General features: G+C 69.4%; 11 protein-coding genes. 6 read left to right on the forward strand and 5 right to left on the reverse strand.

Annotated elements, in window-relative coordinates:
- Positions 1–43 precede the first annotated feature (43 nt).
- The 3 genes from glpK to ACFQ6S_RS34260 form a co-directional block, all read right to left on the reverse strand.
- Positions 44–1,585 (reverse strand): glycerol kinase GlpK, encoded by a 1,542-nt coding sequence (gene glpK / locus ACFQ6S_RS34250; RefSeq protein WP_383418482.1) that lies wholly within the window; start codon positions 1,583–1,585, stop codon positions 44–46.
- A gap of 97 nt (positions 1,586–1,682) precedes the next feature.
- Complete coding sequence (locus tag ACFQ6S_RS34255) at positions 1,683–2,477, reverse strand: MIP/aquaporin family protein (RefSeq protein ID WP_383418484.1); 795 nt, start codon at positions 2,475–2,477, stop codon at positions 1,683–1,685.
- Positions 2,478–2,820: 343 nt separating this feature from the next.
- A complete protein-coding gene (locus ACFQ6S_RS34260) occupies positions 2,821–3,585 on the reverse strand; it encodes an IclR family transcriptional regulator (RefSeq protein WP_383418486.1) in 765 nt (254 codons plus the stop codon).
- Between the two features lie 295 nt (positions 3,586–3,880).
- Between ACFQ6S_RS34260 and metH the strand changes: the two genes are divergently transcribed.
- The 4 genes from metH to ACFQ6S_RS34280 all read left to right on the forward strand — a co-directional run bounded on the left by metH (position 3,881) and on the right by ACFQ6S_RS34280 (position 11,953).
- Positions 3,881–7,399 carry a methionine synthase gene (metH, locus tag ACFQ6S_RS34265; protein WP_383418488.1) on the forward strand — a complete coding sequence of 1,173 codons (3,519 nt, stop codon included), beginning with the start codon at positions 3,881–3,883 and terminating at the stop codon, positions 7,397–7,399.
- A 149-nt stretch (positions 7,400–7,548) separates the two neighbouring features.
- Positions 7,549–8,244, forward strand: coding sequence for an HAD family hydrolase (locus ACFQ6S_RS34270; protein WP_383418490.1), 696 nt, complete (start codon positions 7,549–7,551; stop codon positions 8,242–8,244).
- A gap of 424 nt (positions 8,245–8,668) precedes the next feature.
- The gene (locus ACFQ6S_RS34275) at positions 8,669–10,273 is read left to right on the forward strand and encodes an ABC transporter substrate-binding protein (RefSeq protein ID WP_383418492.1); all 1,605 of its coding nucleotides are present in this window, start codon (positions 8,669–8,671) and stop codon (positions 10,271–10,273) included.
- Between the two features lie 99 nt (positions 10,274–10,372).
- Complete coding sequence (locus tag ACFQ6S_RS34280) at positions 10,373–11,953, forward strand: ABC transporter substrate-binding protein (RefSeq protein WP_383418494.1); 1,581 nt, start codon at positions 10,373–10,375, stop codon at positions 11,951–11,953.
- Between the two features lie 79 nt (positions 11,954–12,032).
- Here the strand turns inward: ACFQ6S_RS34280 and ACFQ6S_RS34285 are convergent, their stop codons facing one another.
- Together ACFQ6S_RS34285 and ACFQ6S_RS34290 are read right to left on the reverse strand one after the other, a co-directional pair.
- On the reverse strand, positions 12,033–12,704 hold the full coding sequence (locus tag ACFQ6S_RS34285; RefSeq protein ID WP_093909075.1) for a response regulator transcription factor: 672 nt from the start codon (positions 12,702–12,704) through the stop codon (positions 12,033–12,035).
- A 145-nt stretch (positions 12,705–12,849) separates the two neighbouring features.
- Positions 12,850–13,884, reverse strand: coding sequence for a RecB family exonuclease (locus ACFQ6S_RS34290; RefSeq protein WP_383418497.1), 1,035 nt, complete (start codon positions 13,882–13,884; stop codon positions 12,850–12,852).
- A gap of 177 nt (positions 13,885–14,061) precedes the next feature.
- On the opposite strand from ACFQ6S_RS34290, the gene ACFQ6S_RS34295 reads away from it, so the two are divergent.
- Together ACFQ6S_RS34295 and ACFQ6S_RS34300 are read left to right on the forward strand one after the other, a co-directional pair.
- Complete coding sequence (locus tag ACFQ6S_RS34295) at positions 14,062–15,693, forward strand: site-2 protease family protein (RefSeq protein WP_383418499.1); 1,632 nt, start codon at positions 14,062–14,064, stop codon at positions 15,691–15,693.
- A 91-nt stretch (positions 15,694–15,784) separates the two neighbouring features.
- Positions 15,785–16,687, forward strand: coding sequence for a tRNA (adenine-N1)-methyltransferase (locus ACFQ6S_RS34300; RefSeq protein WP_383418501.1), 903 nt, complete (start codon positions 15,785–15,787; stop codon positions 16,685–16,687).
- Positions 16,688–16,822 lie beyond the last annotated feature (135 nt).

Genomic DNA, 16,822 nt, shown 5'->3' on the forward strand with positions numbered 1-16,822 from the left:
TTCTTACTCCTCATCAGAGTTCGAGAGCTGGCGCGAGCTGTTGTCAGCTCTCGTCGTCCTCGATCCAGCCCATGGTCCGCTCGACGGCCTTGAGCCAGTTCTTGTACTCACGGTCGCGGGTCTCCGCGTCCATGCGGGGGGTCCACTCGGCGGCCCGGCGCCAGTTGGCGCGCAGTTCGTCCGTGCTGGACCAGAAGCCGACGGCGAGACCGGCGGCGTAGGCGGCGCCGAGGCAGGTGGTCTCGGCGACCATCGGGCGCACCACGGGGGCGTCCAGGAAGTCCGAGAGGGTCTGCATCAGCAGGTTGTTGGAGGTCATGCCGCCGTCGACCTTGAGGGCCACCAGCTCGTCGCCGGAGTCCTTGACCATGGCGTCGGCGATCTCCCGCGTCTGCCAGGCGGTCGCTTCCAGGACGGCACGCGCGAGGTGCGCCTTGGTGACGTACCGGGTCAGACCGGCGATCACACCGCGGGCGTCGGAACGCCAGTGCGGGGCGAACAGGCCGGAGAAGGCCGGCACGAAGTAGGCGCCGCCGTTGTCCTCGACCGACAGCGCGAGCGTCTCGATCTCGGCGGCGGTGGAGATCAGGCCCATCTGGTCGCGCATCCACTGCACCAGCGAGCCGGTGACGGCGATCGAGCCCTCGAGGGCGTAGACCGTCGACTGGTCACCGATCTTGTAGCCGACGGTGGTCAGCAGGCCCGCGTACGAGTTGATGATCTTGTCACCGGTGTTCATCACCATGAAGGTGCCGGTGCCGTACGTCGACTTGACCTCGCCCTCGGAGAAACAGGTCTGGCCGAACAGGGCCGCCTGCTGGTCACCGAGCGCGGAGGCGACCGGGATGCCGCCGAGCAGGTCGCCCAGCTTGCCGCCGGTGATCTCGCCGTAGACCTCCGCGGAGGAGCGGATCTCGGGCAGGATCTGCAGCGGCACGCCGATGGACTCGGCGATCTTGTCGTCCCACTCCATGGTGTGCAGGTTCATCAGCATGGTGCGGGACGCGTTGGTGACGTCGGTGACGTGCTTGCCGCCGTCGACACCGCCGGTCAGGTTCCAGATGACCCAGGTGTCCATGGTGCCGAAGAGGATGTCGCCGGCCTCGGCGCGCTCCTTGAGGCCCTCGACGTTGTCCAGCAGCCAGCGGGCCTTGGGACCGGCGAAGTAGGAGGCGAGGGGGAGGCCGGTCTCGCGGCGGAAGCGGTCCTGCCCGACGTTGCGACCGAGCTCCTTGCACAGGGCGTCGGTGCGGGTGTCCTGCCAGACGATGGCGTTGTGGACGGGCTCACCGGTGTTCTTGTCCCACAGCACGGTGGTCTCGCGCTGGTTGGTGATGCCGATGGCCTTGATGTCGTCGCGGGTGATGCCGGCCTTCTGGATGGCTCCGGCGACGACCTCCTGGACGTTGGTCCAGATCTCGTTGGCGTTGTGCTCGACCCAGCCCGGCTTCGGGAAGATCTGCTCGTGCTCCTTCTGGTCGACGGAGACGATGCGGCCGTCCCGGTCGAAGACGATGCAGCGGCTGGAGGTGGTGCCCTGGTCGATGGCGGCGATGAAGGGGCCGGCGGTGTGGGCGTCGGTCACTGTTAGCTCCTGGAAGTTCCGTGGTTATGGGGCTTTACGTACGGCGCGCGCTGAGAGTTTCGGTGCATCTCACCCGGATGGGTGAAGCTCACTGTTCCTAAGCGAAAGCGACGTTGTAGATGCCTGCCGCGATGGCGCCGCCGATGAGCGGACCGACCACCGGGATCCAGGCGTAGCCCCAGTCGGAGCCACCCTTGTTGGGCAGCGGCAGAAGGGCGTGCACGATGCGCGGACCGAGGTCACGGGCCGGGTTGATCGCGTAGCCGGTCGGGCCGCCGAGGGACAGACCGATCGAGACGACGACGAGTGCCGTGATGAGGGCGCCCAGGGTGCCCAGGCCCTTGCCGCTGTCGTTCAGACCCTGCGTGAGCACCGCGAGCACCAGCACGACCGTGCCGATGATCTCCGTGGCGAGGTTCTGCACCACGTTCCGGATCTCCGGGCCGGTGGAGAAGACGCCCAGGACCGGGCCCGCGCCCTTCTCCTGGGCCTCGACGGCCTTGGTGGCCGTGGCCTGCGCACCCGGACCGCCGACGATCTCCTTGTCGGTGAGGTGGGCGTGGAACTGGCCGTAGTAGGCGACCCAGACCAGGGCGGCACCGATCATGGCGCCCAGGAACTGTCCGGCGAAGTACGTCGGAACGTTGCTCCAGTCGTTGTCCTTGATCGCGAGCGCGACGGTCACGGCCGGGTTCAGGTGGGCGCCGGACAGCGGCGCCGAGGTGTAGACCGCCGTGAGCACTGCGAAGCCCCACCCGAAGGTGATGGCGAGCCAGCCGGCGTTGCGGGCCTTGGAGGCCTTCAGCGTGACGGCGGCGCAGACGCCACCGCCGAGCAGGATGAGTATGGCGGTACCGATGGTCTCGCCGATGAAGATGTCGGAGCTGGACACCCGCGACTCCTTTGTCCTTCGTCCAGGGGAAGCCGAACCCCGGGTCCCACCGGTGGTTCGTGTTGCCCTCGGGGGTGAGGGCGATGCCGGCCCTTGGCACTGTCACACTCTAGCGCGTATTGCCGGTAGGTGTTCGACAATGCCGACCGATGGACGGGAGTCTTGCCCCGGCGTCAGCTGTGCGTCAAGAGCTCTGTCGTTGAATGCGCGATCGTTGTTGGTTGTGTTGCTTTATCGATATAGAGGCAGTGTGCCGGGCGCATGACGAAGACCGGGACGTCCTACGACGTCCCGGCAGCCACTTGCATCCCGCGCGAGTCGCCGATGCGCCCCGCGCGTGTCCTCAGAACCGCCCGGCGCCCAGATCCCGCGACACCGCGCGGGCGCAGTCCCGCACCGCGGCGATCAGCTCGGGACGCAGCTCGCCGTCCCGGCACAGCCGCTCCACGGCGCCGGTGATGCCGACGGCACCCACCGGCATGCGGCGCCGGTCGTGGATGGGGGCGGCCATGGAGGCGACGCCCTCCCAGGTCTCCTCGACGTCGGCGGCGTAGCCACGCGCGCGTGTCATGTCGAGGATGTGCTCGAAGCCGTCCAGCTCGCACATCGTGCGGTCCGTGAAGGCCTTGCGGTCGGCCTCGACCGCCTCGCTGTGCGCCACGGGGTCGTACGCCGACAGGACCTTGCCCAGGGCCGTGGAGTGCAGCGGCTGCATCGCGCCGATCTCCAGCACCTGCCGGCTGTCGTCCGGGCGGAAGACGTGGTGCACGATCAGTACGCCCTGCTGGTGCAGAACGCCCAGGTAGACGCTCTCCCCGCTGGAGCGGGCCAGGTCGTCCGTCCAGACCAGGGCCCGCGCCCGCAGCTCGTGGACGTCCAGGTAGGTGGTGCCCAGGCGCAGCAGCTCGGCGCCCAGCTGATAGCGCCCGGAGGCGTCGTCCTGCTCGACGAAGCCCTCCTGCTGGAGGGTGCGCAGAATTCCGTGGGCGGTGCCCTTGGCGAGGCCCAGTGAAGAGGCGATGTCCGACAGGCCGAGGCGTCGCTCGCCGCCTGCGAGAAGCCGCAGCATCGCGGCCGCCCGTTCGAGCGACTGGATGTTCCGTGCCATCGCCGTGCTGCCTCCGTCCCCTTCGACCGTCGATCTCGCGACGTCGCTGCCGCCGTTCGGCAATGTCGAACACTACCGGTCGATGCCGACCTCTCGCTAATGGTCGGTCGGCATCCGTCCGCTTCTGTTGTCACACCCGTGGCCGGAGATCGACCCGGACGTCATCCTCGTCCCGGCCCGTGGACTGCCCGACCACTTCTGCGCGGTCCCGGTTACGCTGGCGGCGTGCGCCCGTCGCGGACAGTTCCGTGATGGGTGCAAAGCCGACAGCCGTCGCATTCCAGGGAGCCCTTTCATGGCCTCGTTGCCAACGACCCCTTCCGCCGACAGCCGGACCCGCGTGTCCGCCCTCCGTGAGGCGCTCGCCACCCGAGTGGTGGTCGCCGACGGAGCGATGGGCACCATGTTGCAGGCCCAGGACCCCACGCTCGAGGACTTCGAGAACCTTGAGGGCTGCAACGAGATTCTCAACCTCACGCGCCCCGACATCGTCCGCTCCGTCCACGAGGCGTACTTCGAGTCGGGCGTGGACTGCGTCGAGACCAACACCTTCGGCGCCAACCACTCGGCGATGGCCGAGTACGACATCGCCGACCGGGTGTACGAGCTGTCCGAGGCGGGCGCCCGCATCGCCCGCGAGACGGCCGACGCGTTCGGCGCCGGCGACGGCCGCCAGCGGTGGGTGCTCGGTTCCATCGGACCCGGTACGAAGCTGCCGACCCTCGGCCACATCGGCTACGGCACCCTGCGCGACGGCTTCCAGGCCAACGCCGAGGGCCTGCTGGCCGGCGGCGCGGACGCCCTGATCGTGGAGACCACACAGGACCTCCTGCAGACGAAGTCGTCGATCCTGGGCGCCCGCCGCGCGATGGAGGCGACCGGCACCGACGTGCCGCTGCTGGTCTCGATGGCCTTCGAGACGACCGGCACCATGCTGCTCGGCTCCGAGATCGGCGCCGCGCTGACCGCGCTGGAGCCGCTCGGCATCGACATGATCGGCCTGAACTGCTCGACCGGCCCCGCCGAGATGAGCGAGCACCTGCGCTACCTGGCCCGCCACTCCCGCACCCCGCTGCTGTGCATGCCGAACGCCGGTCTGCCGATCCTCACCAAGGACGGCGCGCACTTCCCGCTCGACGCCGAGGGCCTCGCCGACGCCCAGGAGACCTTCGTACGGGACTACGGCCTCAACCTCATCGGCGGCTGCTGCGGCACGACCCCCGAGCACCTGAGGCAGCTCGTGGAGCGGGTCCGGGAGGCCACGCCGGGGGAGCGCCGGCCGCAGCCCGAGCCGGGCGCCGCCTCCCTCTACCAGACCGTCCCGTTCCGCCAGGACACGGCCTACCTGGCCATCGGAGAGCGCACCAACGCCAACGGCTCCAAGAAGTTCCGCGAGGCCATGCTGGACGCCCGCTGGGACGACTGCGTGGAGATGGCGCGCGAGCAGATCCGCGAGGGCGCGCACATGCTCGACCTGTGCGTGGACTACGTCGGCCGGGACGGCGTCGCCGACATGGAGGAGCTTGCCGGCCGCTTCGCCACCGCCTCCACGCTGCCGATCGTCCTTGACTCCACCGAGGTGCCCGTCATCCGGGCCGGCCTGGAGAAGCTCGGCGGGCGTGCGGTCATCAACTCCGTCAACTACGAGGACGGCGACGGCCCCGAGTCCCGCTTCGCGAAGGTCACCAAGCTGGCCCAGGAGCACGGCGCCGCCCTGATCGCGCTGACCATCGACGAGGAGGGCCAGGCCCGCACCCCGGAGAAGAAGGTCGAGATCGCCGAACGGCTGATCGAGGACCTCACCACCAACTGGGGCATCCTCGAGTCCGACATCCTCATCGACACCCTGACCTTCACCATCTGCACCGGTCAGGAGGAGTCCCGGGGTGACGGCATCGCCACCATCGAGGCGATCCGCGAGCTCAAGCGCCGCCACCCGGACGTCCAGACCACCCTCGGTCTGTCGAACATCTCCTTCGGCCTCAACCCGGCCGCCCGCATCCTGCTGAACTCCGTCTTCCTCGACGAGTGCGTCAAGGCGGGCCTGGACTCGGCGATCGTGCACGCCTCCAAGATCCTGCCGATCGCCCGCTTCGACGAGGAGCAGGTCACCACGGCCCTGGACCTCATCTACGACCGCCGCGCCGAGGGCTACGACCCGCTCCAGAAGCTCATGGCCCTGTTCGAGGGCGCCACCGCCAAGTCGCTGAAGGCGGGCAAGGCCGAGGAACTCGCCGCGCTGCCGCTGGAGGAGCGCCTCAAGCGCCGCATCATCGACGGCGAGAAGAACGGCCTTGAGGCCGACCTCGACGACGCCCTCCAGACCCGCGCCGCCCTCGACATCGTCAACGAGACCCTCCTGGACGGCATGAAGGTCGTCGGCGAGCTGTTCGGCTCCGGCCAGATGCAGCTGCCGTTCGTCCTGCAGTCCGCCGAGGTGATGAAGTCCGCCGTCGCCCATCTCGAACCGCACATGGAGAAGTCCGACGCCGACGGCAAGGGCACCATCGTGCTGGCCACGGTGCGCGGCGATGTGCACGACATCGGCAAGAACCTGGTGGACATCATCCTGTCCAACAACGGCTACAACGTGGTCAACCTGGGCATCAAGCAGCCCGTCTCCGCGATCCTGGAGGCCGCCGAGGAGCACCGGGCCGACGTCATCGGCATGTCCGGCCTGCTGGTGAAGTCCACGGTGATCATGAAGGAGAACCTGGAGGAGCTCAACCAGCGCGGTCTCGCGGCGAACTACCCCGTCATCCTCGGCGGCGCCGCCCTCACCCGCGCCTACGTCGAGCAGGACCTGCACGAGATCTACCAGGGCGAAGTCCGCTACGCACGCGACGCGTTCGAGGGCCTGCGCCTGATGGACGCCCTCATCGGCGTCAAGCGCGGCGTGCCCGGCGCCAAGCTGCCCGACCTCAAGCAGCGCCGCGTCAGGAGCGCCGCCACCACGGCCGTACTGGACGAGCGTCCCGAGGAAGGCCACGTCCGCTCCGACGTCGCCACCGACAACCCGGTCCCCGAGCCGCCGTTCTGGGGCACCCGGGTCATCAAGGGCATCCAGCTCAAGGAATACGCCTCCTGGCTCGACGAGGGCGCCCTCTTCAAGGGCCAGTGGGGCCTGAAGGAGACCCGCACCGGTGACGGGCCGTCGTACGAGGAACTCGTCGAGAGCGAGGGCCGCCCGCGGCTGCGCGGGCTGCTCGACCGGCTCCAGACGGACAACCTCCTGGAAGCGGCCGTGGTCTACGGCTACTTCCCCTGTGTCTCCAAGGACGACGACCTGATCCTGCTGGACGAGCACGGCAACGAGCGCACCCGCTTCACCTTCCCGCGCCAGCGCCGCGGCCGCCGGCTGTGCCTCGCGGACTTCTTCCGCCCGCAGGAGTCCGGCGAGACCGACGTGGTGGGCCTCCAGGTGGTCACCGTGGGCTCGCGGATCGGCGAGGAGACGGCGCGGATGTTCGAGGCGAACGCCTACCGCGACTACCTCGAACTGCACGGTCTGTCGGTGCAGTTGGCCGAGGCGCTCGCCGAGTACTGGCACGCGCGCGTGCGTTCCGAGCTGGGCTTCGCCGGGGATGACCCGGCCGACATCGAGGACATGTTCGCGCTGAAGTACCGGGGCGCCCGGTTCTCGCTCGGCTACGGCGCCTGCCCCAACCTGGAGGACCGGTCCAAGATCGCCGACCTGCTCCAGCCGGAGCGCATCGGCGTCCACCTGTCCGAGGAGTTCCAGCTGCACCCCGAGCAGTCCACGGACGCGATCGTCATCCACCACCCGGAGGCGAAGTACTTCAACGCACGATGACGTGCCTCCCGGCCTGTGACGGGTGTGCCCCGAGGCACACCGGTTAAATCAGGCGCTTCGTCGCCGCAGGTCGTACACTGGACGGTCCACCGCAGGCCGGTTCCCTTCGTGGGAGCCGGCCTGTCCGCCCCTCAAGGAGGTGCGCCAGGATGACCAGTACGGTCCCCGCGCCAGTAACCCGTACGGCCGACGGGTCGGCCCTTCAGGCCGTTCTCCTCGACATGGACGGCACCCTGGTGGACACCGAGGGCTTCTGGTGGGACGTCGAGGTCGAGATTTTCGCCGGCCTCGGTCACACCCTCGACGACTCCTGGCGCCATGTCGTGGTCGGCGGCCCGATGACCCGCAGCGCCGGCTTCCTGATCGAGGCCACCGGCGCCGACATCGCGCTCGCCGAGCTCACGGTGCTGCTCAACCAGGGCTTCGAGGACCGCATCGACCGCGCCCTGCCGCTGATGCCGGGGGCGGCCCGGCTGCTGGCCGAACTGGCCGCGTACGAGATCCCCACGGCCCTGGTCTCCGCCTCGCACCGGCGCATCATCGACCGTGTGGTCACCTCGCTCGGCCCCCAGTACTTCGCGCTGACCGTCGCCGGTGACGAGGTGCCCCGCACCAAGCCGCACCCCGACCCCTATCTGCTCGCCGCGCGGGGGCTGGGCGCCGAACCCGCCAGGTGCGCGGTCGTCGAGGACACGGCGACCGGCGTCGCCGCCGCCGAGGCCGCCGGCTGCCATGTGGTGGCCGTGCCGTCGATCGCCCCCATCGCGCCGGCCGCCCGGCGTACCGTGGTGAGCTCCCTCGAAGAGGTCGATCTGGCATTTCTGCGTGGGCTGATGGCCGCCTGACAACACGAATGCGCTCGTCGTTCACCGAGCGTGCAACATCGATAACGCGGGAATTCCGCAGGGGAATTCGAACCTGCCGGATGGCTGAATTCCGGTACCCCCCAAGACCGTTCAGTTTGTGACGTTCACCACTTTGTTGAGGGTCGACAGGTCTTCCGCGCTGTGCTGCACGCCCGTGAAACCGGACCGCGAGCGCACCCTTGTGTCCTGATTGATGGATGGGTGCACGAATCCTTCCGGGGTCAGCCTTTCTTTGTGTTCGCACCCGGTTCCGCTGCGTGATGGAGCCTCAACTCCGGTCGCTTCGAACCCTCCTGCGGGCGCGGACTAACCTCATCGCGAGAACATCGAACTTACCCCCGTGATCCGCTGCAACACCCCTGCATGTCGGGTACACGGAGTCGACAGCTGGAGAAACCCGAGCATGAACCGCAAGACTTTGGTGCTGCCGGCCGTCATCGGCCTGCTCGCGCCGGTTCTCGCCGCCTGTGGCGGAACCGACAGCGGCAGCGACAACGGCGACGCGATCGTCGTCGGCACCACGGACGCGTTCACTGCCTCGAAGGACGCTCCAGCGCCGCTGGACCCGGCCTTCGCCTACGACGTCGGCACCTGGAACATTCTGCGCCAGACCGTGCAGACCCTGATGATCCAGCCGCGCGGCGAGGGCGAGCCGGTGCCCGAGGCCGCCCAGACCTGCGGTTTCACCGACAGCGGCAACGAACGCTATGCCTGCACCCTGCGCGACGACCTGAAGTTCGCCAATGGTGACCCCATCACCGCGTCGGACGTGAAGTACTCCATCGACCGCGCCCGTGCGATGAAGGCCGACAGTGGCGTCTTCGCCCTGCTGTCCACCATCGACACCGTCGAGACGCAGGGCGACCGCGAGGTCATCTTCCACCTCAGGACCGCCGACGCCACCTTCCCGTTCAAGCTGTCCACCCCGGTCGCCGGCATCGTCGACCCGGACATCTACGGCAAGGGCAAGCTGCGCGACGGCTTCGAGGTCGACGGCTCCGGCCCGTACACCCTCCAGGCCGAGGTCAAGAACGACGAGCTGGTCTCCGCCGTGTTCACCAAGAACCCCAACTACAAGGGGAGCTTGAAGGTGAGCAACGACAAGGTCGAACTGCGCAACTTCTCGGACGCCGACGAGATGGGCACCGCCCTCGACAAGGGCGACATCGACCTGATGACCCGCACCATGTCGCCCGAGCAGATCCAGAAGCTGTCCGCCGACTCCGACGACAAGGTCGACCTCGTCGACCTGGCCGGCCTGGAAATCCGCTACCTGGCCTTCAACACCGACGCCCCGGCCGTGAAGAGCAAGGCCGTCCGCCAGGCGATGGCCCAGATCATCGACCGCGGCGAACTCGTCTCCAAGGTCTACGGCTCCCAGGCCGAGCCGCTGTACTCGCTGGTGCCCGCGAGCATCACCGGCCACTCCAACTCGTTCTTCAACCGCTACGGCGACCCGGACGTCACGAAGGCCAAGTCGCTGCTGGAGAAGGCGGGCGTCACCACCCCGGTGAAGCTGACGCTGCACTACACCACCGACCACTACGGCTCGGGCACCAAGAAGGAGTTCGAGCTGCTGAAGAAGCAGCTCAACGGCAGCGGACTGTTCGACGTCGACATCAAGGGCACCCCCTGGGCGACCTTCCGCCCCGCCGAGCAGAAGGGCGAGTACGAGGTCTACGGCATGGGCTGGTTCCCGGACTTCCCCGACGCCGACAACTACCTCGCGCCGTTCCTCGACAAGGACAACTTCCTCGGCTCGCCGTACGCCAACAGCACGATCCGCGACACCCTCATCCCCGAGTCCCGCCGCGTGGCCGACCGGCTGTCCGCCGGCAACAGCCTGACGGAGATTCAGGACATCGTCGCCGGCGACGCACCCGTGATCCCGCTGTGGCAGGGCAAGCAGTTCGTCGCGGCCGGCGACGACGTCACGGGCACGGCGTACGCGCTCAACTCCTCCTCGACCCTTCAGCTGTGGGAGCTCGGCCGTGGCGTGAGCGGCTGACGTCTCCCCATGCCCGGCGCCCCGACCAGGGCGCCGGGTCTGGCCCGGGAACCCGGACGAGGCCCAGGTTCCTCAGAATCGACGACAAGGCACTCGTACGTGAACATGCGCAACCAGTGGCCGGTCCTGCCCGTCGTGGCGGGGCTGGCCTCCGGCCTGCTGACCGGCTGCGGAACCGAGAGCGGGGATTCCGGCGCGAGCAGTACCTCGGTGGTGATGGGGATGTCGGACGACGTCCTGGCCACCGACCCTGCCTCCGGCTACGACCCCGGCTCCTGGCTGTTGTTCAACAACGTCTTCCAGTCGCTGCTCAGTTTCCCCAAGGGCGCCACCGAACCGCAGCCCGAGGCCGCCGAGCAGTGCGCCTTCTCCGACACGAAGGCCATGGTCTTCGAGTGCACGCTGAAGGACGGGCTCCAGTTCAGCAACGGTGACGAGCTCACCTCGAAGGACGTCAAGTTCTCCTTCGACCGCATGCTGAAGATCAACGACCCCGACGGCCCCGCGGTCATGTTCCCCACGCTCGACAAGGTGGACACGCCGGACGACAAGACGGTCGTCTTCCGGCTCAACACCCCCGACGCGACCTTCCCGAGCAAGATCGCCTCCGGTGCCGGCTCCATCGTCGACGAGGACCAGTACGACGCCGACGGCCTGCGCAAGGACGGTCAGGCGGTCGGCTCCGGCCCGTACAAGCTGGACAAGTTCGACGACAACGAAGCCGTCTTCTCGGTCAACGAGAGCTACAAGGGCACCGCCGAGGTGCAGAACTCCGGCGTCACGCTGAAGTTCTTCCACGGCGACCAGGACGCCCTGAAGAAGTCACTGGGCGCCAACGAGGTCGACATCGCCTACCGAGGCCTCGGCGCGGGCGCCATCGCCGACGTCGAGAAGTCCGGCGACGACACGGGCGTCGAGGTCGTCGAGGGCAGCAGCGCCGAGGTCCAGCACCTCGTCTTCAACATGGACGACCCGGTCACCGGCAAGCTCGGCGTGCGCAAGGCCATCGCCTACCTCATCGACCGTGACGCCCTCATCAAGGACGTCTACCAGGGCACGGCCACCCCGCTGTACTCGATCATCCCGGCCGGTATCGCAGGCCACAACACGGCCTTCTTCGACACCTACGGCGCCCGCCCCTCCCAGTCCAAGGCCGCCGCCGCGCTGCAGGACGAGGGCATCACCGGCAAGGTCAAGCTGACCCTGTGGTCCACCCCGTCGCGCTACGGCCCCGCCACCGACGACGAGTTGAAGGCCATCGCCCAGCAGCTCAACGACAGCGGTCTGTTCGACGCCGATGTGCAGTCCGTTGCGTTCGACCAGTACGAGAAGGACATCGCCGACGGCAAGTACGGCGTGTACGTGAAGGGCTGGATCCCGGACTACCCGGACGCCGACAACTTCACGGCCCCCTTCTTCGGCAAGGGCAACGTGCTGGACAACAACTACAGCAACAACGCGATCACCAGCACGCTCATCCCGCGCACCGCCGCCGAGAGCGACCGCACCGCGACGAACGACGACTTCGGCCGGCTCCAGGACATCGTGGCCCAGGAACTCCCCGTCCTGCCGGTCTGGCAGGCCAAGCAGTACGCCGTCGTCCGCGACGACGTCTACGGGCTGGAGTACTGCCTCGACGCGTCCACCGTCTTCCGCTTCTGGGAGCTCAGCAAGGGCTGACGGACGCTCGCATCCGTCCACGTACGAAGAGGGCGCCCTTTCTCCGGAAGGGCGCCCTCTTCGTCGTGAACCCGGGTCCTCACTGCGCGCCGGGGCGCACCAGACCGCTCTCGTACGCGTACACCGCGGCCTGCACCCGGTCGCGCAGGCCCAGCTTGGTCAGCACATGACCCACATGCGTCTTCACGGTGGTCTCGCTGACGAACAGGTCGGCGGCGATCTCGGCGTTGGACAGGCCCCGCGCCACCAGCTTCAGCACCTCCACCTCGCGCTCGGTGAGCGTGTGCAGGGTGTCCGGAACCGGCTCGTCGCCCGAGGGGAGATGGGTGGCGTACTTGTCGAGCAGCCGACGCGTGATGCTCGGCGCGAGCATCGCCTCGCCCGCGGCGACCACGCGGATCGCCTGCACCAGCTCGTTGGCCGGGGCGTCCTTCAGCAGGAAGCCGCTGGCGCCCGCCTTCAGCGCCTCCACCACGTACTCGTCGAGATCGAAGGTCGTCAGCACCAGCACCTTCGCCGGGCCGTCCCGCCCGGGCCCGGTGATCTGCCGCGTCGCTTCCACCCCGTCCATGCGGGGCATGCGGATGTCCATCAGGACCACGTCGGGCTGCAGGGCCCGCACCTGGTCGAGGGCCTGCAGGCCGTCGCCGGCCTCGCCGACGACCGCGAGGTCCTGCTCCGCCTCCAGGATCATCCGGAAGCCGGTACGCAGCAGGGGCTGGTCGTCGACCAGTAGGACGCGGATGGCCACGTAAGTCTCCTTCGCTAGTCCGGCCCCATTCTGCCCTGCGGGCCGCCACCGGACTCGCCCGCCCTGAGCAACAGCGACCGCACCTCCCGGTGAGGCACCCCTGGACCTCCCGCCGAGCTCCGGCCGGACCACCCGCACACAGCGACTATGTCTCCCGGGGAGCACTCTCCGGACCCGCGGCCGAACCCTGCTCGACGACCCTCAGCGGCAGCGGATACGGCGGGGGAGTACCGCCGAATTCCGGGCAGTGGGCCTGGTGGTCGCACCAGCCGCACAGCTTCGTCGGCCGGGGACGCCAGTCACCCGTCTCCGTGGCCTGCCGGATCGCGTCCCACAGCGCGAGCAGCTTGCGCTCCACCCGCTCCAGATCGGCGAGGACGGGGTCGTACGTCAGCACATCGCCGCTGCCGAGATAGACGAGCTGAAGCCGCCGGGGCACGACCCGCTTCAGCCGCCAGACCACCAGCGCGTAGAACTTCATCTGGAACAGCGCGCCCTCGGCGTACTCGGGCCGGGGCGCCTTGCCGGTCTTGTAGTCGACGATCCGCACCTCGCCCGTGGGCGCCACATCGACGCGGTCGATGATCCCGCGCAGCTTGAGGCCCGAGTCCAGCTCGGCCTCGACGAACAGCTCACGCTCGGCGGGCTCCAGACGGGTCGGGTCCTCGAGCCCGAACCAGCGCTCCACGAGCTGCTCCGCCTCCGCCAGCCAGGCCGCCAGCCGCTCGCCCTCGGGATCGTCCGCGAACAGCTCCACGACCTCCGGCCTGCTCTCCCGCAGCCGGTCCCACTGGCCGGGGATCAGCGACTTGGCGCGCGGAGCGGTCCGCTCGGCGGCCGGCGCGTCGAAGAGCCGCTCCAGCACCGCGTGCACGAGCGTGCCCTTGGTCGCCGCAGCGCTCGGCTTCTCCGGCAGGCGGTCGATCACCCGGAACCGGTAGAGCAGGGGGCACTGCATGAAGTCGCCCGCGCGCGAAGGGGACAGCGAGGTGGGCGCTATGACCGGGACGACGGCCGCCGTGCCGGTGGCCGTGGAGGCGCCCTCGCCCGCCTCGACCGTCACCGTCGTACCGTCCGCGTTCGCCGGGTACTCGTCCGACACCGGCCCTGTCAACGCCGCGGCCACCGGCGTGACGTCACCGCCGCCGTCCGCCGCGGCACCCTCCGTGCTCGTCTCCATGACCACAGACCTTACGGCCCACCACTGACAGTGACCCCCACTCTGGCCGTTACCTCCGGTACGTCTGGGGAAACTCAGGGGGGTGCCGGAGCGGAACGCGTCAGGACGGCCGCATACCATCGACCCGAGACCCTTCCGCCCGGCAGGCGCGGAAGACGCTTCGAACGAGGGGACACCGTGGACGAGAGCGGCGGGAGCGGGCAGCCGCGGTCCGGCACCGAGGAGTCGACCGAGCGCCGACCGGACCGGACGGCCCCGGCCACCGACCCCACACGCCCCGACCCCACCCCGTCCGACGAACAGCCCAGGGACGACCGGCGGTTCGACGCCACGGGTGACGACGACGTGCGCGAGGCCCCCCGGGCACGGCTCGGCTCCGAGGACGGTCCGGAGGACACGGACGACACGAACTCGGGTGAGGAGGCCTCCGCCCCAGGTGCGGCCGGCCCCACCGAGGGCGACGAGCCCCCGGAGGAATCCACCGCGGGCACCGGAGCCGAACGAAGCACCGGCGCAGGCGGGCACCGCGCCCCGGACACCCATCGCACCCCCGCCGACAGCAGGCACCACACCCCCGCACCCCCGCCCCACGACCACGATGACCGCGCCTTCGCCCACTCCGGCACCACCAAGGGCCGTCCGCCGCAGCGCCCCCGGGACCCCCGGGGCGGACTGCTGATGGGCCGGCCCTTCGGCGTTCCGGTGTACGTCGCGCCGAGCTGGTTTCTCGTCGCCGCACTGATCACCTGGGTGTTCGGCGGACAGCTCGACCGCGTGCTGCCCGAACTCGGCGCCGCCCGCTACCTCGTCTCCCTCTTCTTCGCGGTCGCCTTCTACGCCTCCGTCCTCATCCACGAACTCGCGCACACGGTCGCCGCCCTCCGCTTCAAGCTGCCCGTCCGCCGCATCCAGCTCCAGTTCTTCGGCGGGGTCTCCGAGATCGAGAAGGAGGCCGAGACACCCGGCCGCGAGTTCGTGCTCGCCTTCGTCGGACCGCTGCTCTCCCTCGTCCTCGCCGGCGTCTTCTACGGCGCCGTACAGCTCGTCGAACCCGGCACCGTCCCCGGCGTCCTGCTGGCCGGCCTGATGATCTCCAACCTCATCGTGGCCGCCTTCAACCTGCTCCCCGGCCTGCCCCTCGACGGCGGCCGGATGCTCCGCGCGGTCGTCTGGAAGATCACCGGCCGGCCCATGACCGGCACCGTCGCCGCAGCCTGGGTCGGCCGCGCGCTCGCCGTGTCCGTCCTCGTCGGGCTCCCGTGGCTCACCCAGTCCGGTGCCCTGGGTTCCGACGCCGTCGACAACGTCGGCATGGACACCGTCATGGACGCCCTGCTGGCCGCCATCCTCGCCGCGATCATCTGGACCGGCGCCGGCAACAGCCTCCGCATGGCCCGCCTGCGCCAACACCTGCCGGAGCTGCGCGCCCGCACCCTCACCCGCCGCGCGGTCCCCGTCGAGACCGACACCCCCCTCTCCGAGGCCCTGCGTCGCGCCAACGCCGCCGGTGCCCGCGCCCTGGTCGTCGTCGACGCCGACGGCAACCCGCTCTCCCTCGTCCGCGAGGCCGCCATCGTCGGCGTACCCGAGCACCGCCGCCCCTGGGTCGCCGTCAGCGGTCTCGCCCAGGACCTGACCGACGGCATGCGCGTCTCCGCCGAACTGGCGGGGGAGGAGCTCCTCGACGCCCTGCGCGCCAGCCCGGCCACCGAGTACCTGGTCGTCGAGGAGACCGGCGAGATCTTCGGCGTCCTGTCCGCGGCCGACGTCGAGCGGGCCTTCGTCAAGGCCATGGCCCGCCCGAACTGAGACGGCCGCTCCGCGCAAGCGGCGCCGCCGCTTCCCCGTGGTCCATTTCCCCGTGGTCCTTCGGCCCCCGAAACGCCGGTAGGCTGTTCACATGTCCGAACCGACCGGTGCCGCCCGCCGTCGCGGGCCCTTCAAGGTCGGGGACCAGGTTCAGCTGACCGACCCCAAGGGCCGCCACTACACGTTCACGCTCGAAGCCGGGAAGAACTTCCACACCCACAAGGGTTCCTTCCCGCACGACGAACTGATCGGTGCTCCCGAGGGCAGCGTTGTCCGCACCACCGGGAACGTCGCCTACCTCGCGCTGCGCCCCCTGCTCCCCGACTACGTCCTGTCCATGCCCCGCGGGGCAGCCGTCGTGTACCCGAAGGACGCGGGGCAGATCCTCGCCTTCGCCGACATCTTCCCCGGCGCCCGCGTCGTCGAGGCCGGCGTCGGCTCCGGCTCGCTCAGCAGCTTCCTGCTCCGCGCCATCGGCGACCAGGGCATGCTGCACTCCTACGAGCGCCGCGAGGACTTCGCCGACATCGCCAAGCAGAACGTGGAGCGCTACTTCGGCGGCCCCCACCCCGCCTGGCAGCTCACCGTCGGCGACCTCCAGGACAACCTCAGCGACACCGACGTCGACCGCGTCATCCTCGACATGCTCGCCCCCTGGGAGTGCCTGGAGGCGGTCTCCAAGGCGCTCGTCCCCGGCGGCATCGTCTGCTGCTACGTCGCCACCACCACCCAGCTCGCGCGGACCGTCGAGTCCATCCGCGAGATCGGCTGCTTCAACGAGCCGACCGCCTGGGAGACGATGATCCGCAACTGGCACATCGAGGGCCTGGCCGTCCGTCCCGACCACCGGATGATCGGCCACACCGGCTTCCTGCTCACCGCCCGTCGCCTCGCCGACGGAGTCGAGCCGCCCATGCGCCGCCGCCGCCCCGCCAAGGGCGCCTACGGCGAGGACTACGAAGGCCCCAACGCCGACGGAGGCTCCGGCCGCTGAGGCCTGCCTCGTACCGCATTCAACGTACAGGGGGTGGGGGGGGGGGGAGGGGGGAGGGGGGGGAGGGGGGGGAAAGGGGGGGGGGGGTGGGCGGTGGGTGGTGGGTGGGGGGGGTAAGGACAGAGAGGAAGGAAA

Origin of the sequence: Streptomyces sp. NPDC056479 (genome assembly GCF_042795335.1) — a bacterium.
Lineage (GTDB): Bacteria > Actinomycetota > Actinomycetes > Streptomycetales > Streptomycetaceae > Streptomyces.